This window comes from Shewanella sp. NKUCC01_JLK (genome assembly GCF_019345615.1).
GTDB classification, from domain to species: Bacteria; Pseudomonadota; Gammaproteobacteria; order Enterobacterales; family Shewanellaceae; genus Shewanella; species Shewanella oncorhynchi.
The window spans coordinates 237,840-244,919 of record NZ_JAHKRD010000007.1; the positions used below are offsets into that span (position 1 = coordinate 237,840).

Below are 7,080 nucleotides of genomic sequence, written 5' to 3' on the forward strand. Positions count from 1 at the left end.
GTCACTTTATTATGCTTGCGGCTGACTTTAGTCGAATGTAGCGTAGCGACAATGCAGGCTATAGTGATGACATCTCAGTAAAAATTCGCCTAAAAAGGTGTTGCCTATGAATGCCAGTGAGTTACAACCCGTAGTGCAATTTCTACAGGGACTTGTGCCCTTTGATGCTCTGCCTGAGGATGTAGTCGTGCGCTGCGCTAAGGCTGTTACTGTTGGGTATTACAGCAAGGCCTCTGGTTATGTTAATTTCGACGCGAATTCGCCTAAGTTGTATATGGTGCGTAGCGGCGCCTTTGAGGTGCGCGATCCTGACGGTGTGTTGGTGGATAGAGTGGGTGAGGGTGAGTTTTTTGGCTTTTCTACTTTGTTATCAGGGGAAAAAGTCGTTAATAAAGTCGCTATTCTTGAAGACGGTCTAGTTTATCATCTGCCCCAAGCCTTGTTTGATAGCCTTAGGAGTGAGAGTCGTCACTTCGATAAGTTTTTTACCCGCGCCTTCGCAAAGCGTTTACGCCATGAGGCCCGCTTTAAGGCAAAGGATCTGACGACCACAAGTCGGATAAGTACCTTGATGTCTTCCACTCCCATCGTTATTGATGCCCAAGCTAGTGTGACTCAGGCGGCACTCTTGATGCGAAATCGCCGAGTATCGTCCTTATTGGTGACGGATAATCATAAATTGGTTGGCATCTTAACCGATAAGGATTTGCGTAATCGCGTGTTAGCAGCAGGGCTTGATGGCAGCGTTGCTGTGCATCAAGCCATGACGGTTTCACCTATCTCTATTTCCTCCAATGCATTGATTTTTGAAGCCATGCTGCTGATGAGTGAGCATAACATTCATCACTTACCTATTATCGATCAAGATAAAGCTATCGGTATGGTGACCAGTACTGACATCTTGCGCGGGCAGGGCTCACAACCGCTACTGTTGATTGGTGAGATTGAACGGCAGCAGGATCTTGCCAGTTTAATTGGTGTCAGTAAGCAAATTCCCCTATTGCTGCAAAATCTTATTAGTGCCGATGCCAGAGCTGAAGAAATTGGCCGAGTGTTAACCTCTGTCACCGATGCGCTGACGCGGCGATTAATCTTGCTCAATCAACAATTGCTTGGTGAACCGCCAATGGCCTTTTGCTGGTTGGCATTTGGCTCCCAGGGACGACAAGATCAGGCTGCGTGTTCAGATCAAGATAATGGCTTGTTAGTCGCAGAAGAGATGGATGATTTTGCTAAAGGTTATTTTGATGCCTTAACCCATGCCGTGTGCGCAGGGCTTGACCAATGCGGTTATGAATTTTGTCCCGGCAATATTATGGCGCAAAATCCCCAATGGCGGATGTCACTCAAACAGTGGCAACAGGTATTTGAAAAATGGGTCATAACGCCTGAGCCTAAGGCGTTAATGCACGCCAGCATCTTCTTCGATATGCGATCGGTTTACGGTCCACAAATCTTGTTTGATGCCTTACAGGATAAAGTCTTAGCTCAAACCCGCGATAACGATATTTTTCTCGCGGGTATGACTGGCAATTCGCTGGTGGAGTCGCCGCCGTTAGGATTTTTTCGCAAATTTGTACTCGAGCGGGATGGTAGCGAAGTTAAAGGCATAGATTTGAAGCATAAAGGTAATGCTTTGATTAACGATATTGCCCGTGTCTATGCCTTGTCTGCGGGCATTAAAGAAGTGAATACTGCAAAACGTATTCGTGCCTTGATGGATGCGAATATCCTCAATCGACAAGATGCGCTCAATTTGGCTGATGCCCACGAGTTTATCGCCCATATGCGGTTATCGAACCAAGGTTATCAACATAATCAAGGGGTAGAGGTGAGTAATTATTTGCTGCCTGGGCATTTGTCTTCGCTGGTTCGTCATCAGTTACGTGACGCTTTTAAAGTCGTACATGAGGCGCAGGCGGGGATGAAAATGAAATTTATGCGAAGCTTTTGATATGAATACATTGTTGCTGAAAACTCAGCTCAATTGGCGGACGCTGCGTTGCCAACATCATTTATTTAAAGGCTATTATCAGTCGCTGTTGCCTCTGCTGGCAATGCCGTTATCCGAAGCGCCTTTAACGGCGATGGATTTGGAGATGACAGGGCTCAATCCACAGCAAGACCAAATTCTCAGTATTGGATTGGTGCCGATTGAGCGCGGTAAGATCCCGTTGGTACGCGCCGAGCAAAAGTTAGTGCAAATTCGCGGTAGTGTAGGCCAAAGCGCGACGATCCACGGCATTCTTGATAATCATTTGGTGCAAGCTGTCACCATTGAGGAAGCCATGGGCTGGTTTATCAATCAAACCTATGGACGCGTGCTGGTGGCACATCATGCCCCTTTAGATTGTCGTTTTTTACAGCAGGATTTATTGACGATTTATCATCAAGCCCTTGTTTTACCTGCAATTGATACTTTAATGGTTGAAAAGCACCGTTTACTACGGGAGCACTCAGTGATTAAAGAGGGGAGTTTGCGCCTTGGCGCTTGTCGCGAGCGTTACGGTTTACCCATTTATACGGCCCATAGCGCGCTGACCGATGCCTTAGCTTGTGGGGAATTATTACTTGCGCAAATGGCCGCTATGGGCGGTGCGGCAAAGCTTACCGTGGCTGATTTATTGCAAAAATCGACTTAGTCAGTGTTAACAGAAATCACTCTTTGTGGTGAGTGAATCCATTTGAGATGGATTGATTTCACCTTGATTTCATCTTAGGTTAATCACTGACAAGCTAAACTCAGTTGACATTTAATCCTCTGTTCAAATTCAACCTGCCGTTGATTTGGCAATCCAACCAACTTGTACTTCACTCTACTAACTTGAGTGTGTAGGAGAATATGATGCCGTTACCTTTACTTTGGGTGGGTGGTGCCGTAATCGGTGCGGTTTTGCTGGCCGATGAGCGCGAGAAGCGTCAGCAACTTGAGCGTGACAGATTACTCGGTAAGGCCCCTAAGTACCCCGTTGCCAATCGCGCTATGGTGGCACCGCCGAGTCAATGGCAAGAGGAATTAAAACAAGTTGCGCCAATCCCAGGCAGTATCGTCTGTTGTTATGTTTTTGGTGTGATTGAGCATACTGGCATTTGGCTTGGTGATGATTGCCTCGTAGAGTTACATGGCTCAGGGCTGGTGCGGGCTGTATCGGTAAAGCGTTTTTTATCGGGACGGACCGGCAGCCAAATCTATCTTGCCTGTAATCACCAACATCAGCCTCTTATTGCCGAGTCTGTGTTGCCCCGTGCTGAACAGGCGATTTATCAGTATCGGGAATATGATTTATTCGACAATAATTGCCATCGATTTGTCTGGTCTTGTATTAGTGGCAGCGAAGGCGTGGTTAAAGGCTTTAACGAGTTAAATCAAAAACTCGCCGAACATTTTAATCAAGTTATCTATTGGGATGAGATGATCATTAGCAAGCTGAATGAATAAGCTCTGTAGTCATATACTAAAAAAGCCATCGATTAAGATGGCTTTTTGTTTTAGTGAAACACTATGTAATCGTTTTGCATAAACCGTTTACGGTTTACAAAAATAATCTACAGCGCGTTTGACTAACTCTATGCCTGTTTTGTCACAAGGCGGTAACTCGGCATCACTGATATTGATAGGTGTGACGCGATTTCCCCATTGCAGCAAGAGTGCAGCAGAGGTTAAGCCAGCGCCAAAGGCACAAGAGAGTATGGTTTGATTCGGCTTGATAATGCCTTGTTCTAACGCATCACAAATAGCAATTGGAATCGTCGCCGCCGAGGTATTGCCATAATTAGCGATGTTCACGAAGGCTTTTTCTTTCGGGATTTTCATTCGGCTAACTAAGGTATCAATAATACGTTCGTTGGCTTGATGCGGGATTACGAGGTCCACTTCATCCTTATCAACACCACATTTTTCAAGCACTTTCGTGCTCAATTTATTCATTCCGTTAATCGCACGCTTGAAGATTTCTTGGCCATCGAATTCAATAAAAAAGTCCAATGAGTCGGCTGAGAATCTGTCCATCGCCGTGCCAAAGCCCGCTTTCAGAATATCACGACCTTCAGGATCGTTATTCAGCTCATAACCGAGCACGCCACCGGCAACATCTGTCGCTTCAACCACAACGGCACCCGCACCATCACCAAATAGCACTGCAGTTTCGCGGCGCGACCAATCTAAATAGAAAGATAAACGTTCAGCACCAATGACTAATACTTTCTTGCTCTGGCCACTCTTGATTTGTGAGCTGGCTAAACCTAATCCATATAAGAAGCCACTGCAGGCAGCATTGATATCGAATGCTGCACAACTGGCGCCAATATTAGCTTGTACAGTGGATGCAATATTTGGGATCAAAGTGTCTGGGCTGGCACTGGCAAGAATGATCATGTCGATTTCACTGCCATCAATACCTGCTGCTGCGAGCGCACGTTGTGCTGCAACTGAAGCAAGTTCAGAGGTATTTACATGACTGATATGGCGCTGGCTGATCCCTGTGCGAGATTTAATCCATTCGTCGGATGTCTCGATAAAGGTCGCAAGATCATCGTTGGTCAGCGTGGCTGGTGGAACACATTTGCCCCAACCAGTGATAGTGGCGTACTGCATGGTGGTTTCTCTCAAATAAAAAAGGCAGAACCTGAGCGCTGCCTTGAATCGACAACAAAGCTTATCGGCAACTCTAATGGCCGTCCGTGATCTAGACCACCTGTTTGGCGACGAGATCTCGAATTGTCATTGCGGCATGCAGAATATGATGACGCAGTAGCGCCGTCGCTTTTTCTGTTTCTCTCAGTTTGCAGTGGTTGAGCAAAGCCCTGTGCTCATGCTCTGCGGCAGGAATTCCCCCCGCGAGCAATAACTGCAAACGAATGTATCTATCACAATTAGTATTGAGGCTGTGAACAACCTCAAGGGTGTGTGGGCGATTAGCCGCCTGATATAAGCAAGTGTGAAATTGCGTATTCAACTCGCTCCAACTGGCGACGGCATCTTCATGTTTGAAGGCCGACTCCAATTGCTCGAGTACACGTTCTGCTTTTTCTAAATCAGCCTCTTGAAGTCGTGGGATCGCTTTTGCAAGCAGATCGGTTTCGATCATTGCACGTAATTCAAAGAGTTCGGTGACTTGTTCGACGGATAAAACTGTCGCAGTCGCACCTTTATGGGGCTCAAACTTAACGAGTCCTTCAGCTTCGAGTTGCAATAACGCTTCTCTTACCGGAATACGGCTGACATTTAACGCTTCAGCCAAGGCACTTTGTCTGAGGGGTTCTCCTGCGGCTATGTCACCTGAAAGAATTCTCTCTCTGAGCACTTCCACAACTAACTGGGTGCGGGTTTTGTGGACGATAGGCGTAGTTCGACTCATTATTTCCGTCTATTTCGGGTATTTTCTCGTTATTTGCCCAAGATTACCGTTAAAAACACCACAAATAAAGGGAAATGCTTGATTGAGTGCAGTACCTAAGAGACTAACAATGCCCAAAAGACGGGTTTTTTTTGTGGTTTTCTCTTACGATTTGAAGCGCATTACTTGCGAGTGGCTTTGATGGCAACGGTGGCAATTATTTGTAAAAACGCTGTTCAGCTTCTTCGATTGAGTATTTTGATTAAAACAGTGCCATTAACATTCCACTGCTGGATTTTTTGTACTCTGATTTGGTGGGACAATTGCTATCTCGCATAGACACAAGCTGTCCATAGAGATTTGCCTGTACAGCCACGAAATATCACTAACGTGCAATTTAGCGCTAAAAGCATAACTTCGCGGTGCAATTTCTGATAATGAATGGAATAATAGCGCGATAACGCCTTAGGCGATTTGGGAGTATTACAGTGAGTCGAGCAGTATTTTTAGACCGTGATGGTGTGATTAACAAAGACCATGGTTATGTCCACCTAGTGGATGACTTCGAATATATTGACGGTGTGTTTGAATCTTGCCTCTCTTTAAAAGAAATGGGCTACAAGTTAGTTGTCGTCACTAACCAATCTGGTATTGCCCGTGGCATGTACACTGAAGACCAATTCCACAGCTTAACGGAGTGGATGGATTGGAACTTTGCCGACAAAGGGGTCGAGCTCGATGGGATTTACTATTGCCCACACCATGCCGAGAAAGGCATAGGGGAATATAAGGTCGATTGTGATTGCCGCAAACCTAAGCCGGGTATGCTTAATGATGCGGCGCAATTCTTAAAAATCGACTTAGCGAACTCAGTCATGGTTGGCGACAAAGCCGAAGATATGCAGGCAGCGAAAGCGGCGGGCGTGACTACTCGTATATTAGTGCGCAGTGGTAAGGTTATTGCCGATGACAGTGATGCCACTGTGGTACTCGACAGTATTGCCGATGTGCCGGCTTACTTAAAAAGCGTGGGTTAGTTGGAGTTCTACTACTTATAATCAGTTCATCATGGGCTGATTCGTCAACTAAGGTTGCGATATAAGCGATGCCAGTTGTTGCTCTTGTTGGATAGAAATCAGAAGTAAAGCTATCTCGCATGAGATAAAGAGCTAACCAATAGGTTGGCTCTTGTCATTTCTAGCGCTGGGTTAACCTCATCTTTTGCTTTAATCCAGCACAAATTCGATAATATTGGCGTTAAAACACACTTTTAGTTTAAAAAGTGTGCGCTTGAATCGTTTTTCGTAATTATTCGCGCCAAAGGGGTTGCGGTAAAATCTGACATCCCTATAATGCGCATCCACTGACCCAACGGGGTCAAGGGTTAAACGCTGAATAAGCTGATAACCATGCTCTTTAACAATTTATCAAGCAAATCTGTGTGGACACTCACAGGTGTTGAGTTAATCGAAACTGCTTAGCCTTCGGGTTGGCAGTCAAAAATTTAAATCAATGTTTTCAAGTCATTCTCCTCAACGAGAAGCGTGATTGAGTGTTCATAGTAATATGTACATACAGTAATGTATGAATTGAAACGTGATGCTTCTTAGTGAGCAAAGCGAATCAAAACAGTAGAATTCATTGAGCCGCTGAAGTCGCAAGACGGAAGCAACAAAACTTTAATTGAAGAGTTTGATCATGGCTCAGATTGAACGCTGGCGGCAGGCCTAACACATGCAAGTCG

6 protein-coding genes and 1 rRNA gene are annotated in these 7,080 nt (G+C 45.5%); 5 read left to right on the top strand and 2 right to left on the bottom strand.

Translation table 11 applies throughout. The annotated features are described in order from the left end of the window. The first annotated feature begins 106 nt into the window (after positions 1-106). The 3 genes from KO537_RS09865 to KO537_RS09875 all read left to right on the top strand — a co-directional run bounded on the left by KO537_RS09865 (position 107) and on the right by KO537_RS09875 (position 3,439). Complete coding sequence (locus KO537_RS09865) at positions 107-1,954, top strand: DUF294 nucleotidyltransferase-like domain-containing protein (RefSeq protein WP_219234401.1); 1,848 nt, start codon at positions 107-109, stop codon at positions 1,952-1,954. 1 nt (position 1,955) lies between these two features. Beyond that, complete coding sequence (locus KO537_RS09870) at positions 1,956-2,642, top strand: exonuclease domain-containing protein (RefSeq protein WP_219234402.1); 687 nt, start codon at positions 1,956-1,958, stop codon at positions 2,640-2,642. A gap of 203 nt (positions 2,643-2,845) precedes the next feature. Then, on the top strand, positions 2,846-3,439 hold the full coding sequence (locus tag KO537_RS09875; protein ID WP_219234403.1) for a lecithin retinol acyltransferase family protein: 594 nt from the start codon (positions 2,846-2,848) through the stop codon (positions 3,437-3,439). Between the two features lie 87 nt (positions 3,440-3,526). On the opposite strand, the gene KO537_RS09880 is transcribed toward KO537_RS09875, so the two are convergent. Then, positions 3,527-4,594 carry a ketoacyl-ACP synthase III gene (locus tag KO537_RS09880; protein ID WP_028760951.1) on the bottom strand — a complete coding sequence of 356 codons (1,068 nt, stop codon included), beginning with the start codon at positions 4,592-4,594 and terminating at the stop codon, positions 3,527-3,529. A gap of 91 nt (positions 4,595-4,685) precedes the next feature. Next, on the bottom strand, positions 4,686-5,357 hold the full coding sequence (locus tag KO537_RS09885; protein ID WP_219234404.1) for a GntR family transcriptional regulator: 672 nt from the start codon (positions 5,355-5,357) through the stop codon (positions 4,686-4,688). Positions 5,358-5,824: 467 nt separating this feature from the next. Here KO537_RS09885 and gmhB point away from each other — a divergent pair, with 467 nt between their 5' ends. Together gmhB and KO537_RS09895 are read left to right on the top strand one after the other, a co-directional pair. Further along, positions 5,825-6,373 carry a D-glycero-beta-D-manno-heptose 1,7-bisphosphate 7-phosphatase gene (gene gmhB / locus KO537_RS09890; protein WP_168824129.1) on the top strand — a complete coding sequence of 183 codons (549 nt, stop codon included), beginning with the start codon at positions 5,825-5,827 and terminating at the stop codon, positions 6,371-6,373. Between the two features lie 643 nt (positions 6,374-7,016). Continuing rightward, positions 7,017-7,080, top strand: a 16S ribosomal RNA gene (locus tag KO537_RS09895); the annotation flags it as partial.

Bases quoted from the DNA above. Each gene is read 5' to 3' on its own strand.
- KO537_RS09865 (WP_219234401.1), top strand. From the start codon at position 107: ATGAATGCCAGTGAGTTACAACCCGTAGTGCAATTTCTACAGGGACTT.
- KO537_RS09870 (WP_219234402.1), top strand. From the start codon at position 1,956: ATGAATACATTGTTGCTGAAAACTCAGCTCAATTGGCGGACGCTGCGT.
- KO537_RS09875 (WP_219234403.1), top strand. From the start codon at position 2,846: ATGCCGTTACCTTTACTTTGGGTGGGTGGTGCCGTAATCGGTGCGGTT.
- KO537_RS09880 (WP_028760951.1), bottom strand. From the start codon at position 4,594: ATGCAGTACGCCACTATCACTGGTTGGGGCAAATGTGTTCCACCAGCC.
- KO537_RS09885 (WP_219234404.1), bottom strand. From the start codon at position 5,357: ATGAGTCGAACTACGCCTATCGTCCACAAAACCCGCACCCAGTTAGTT.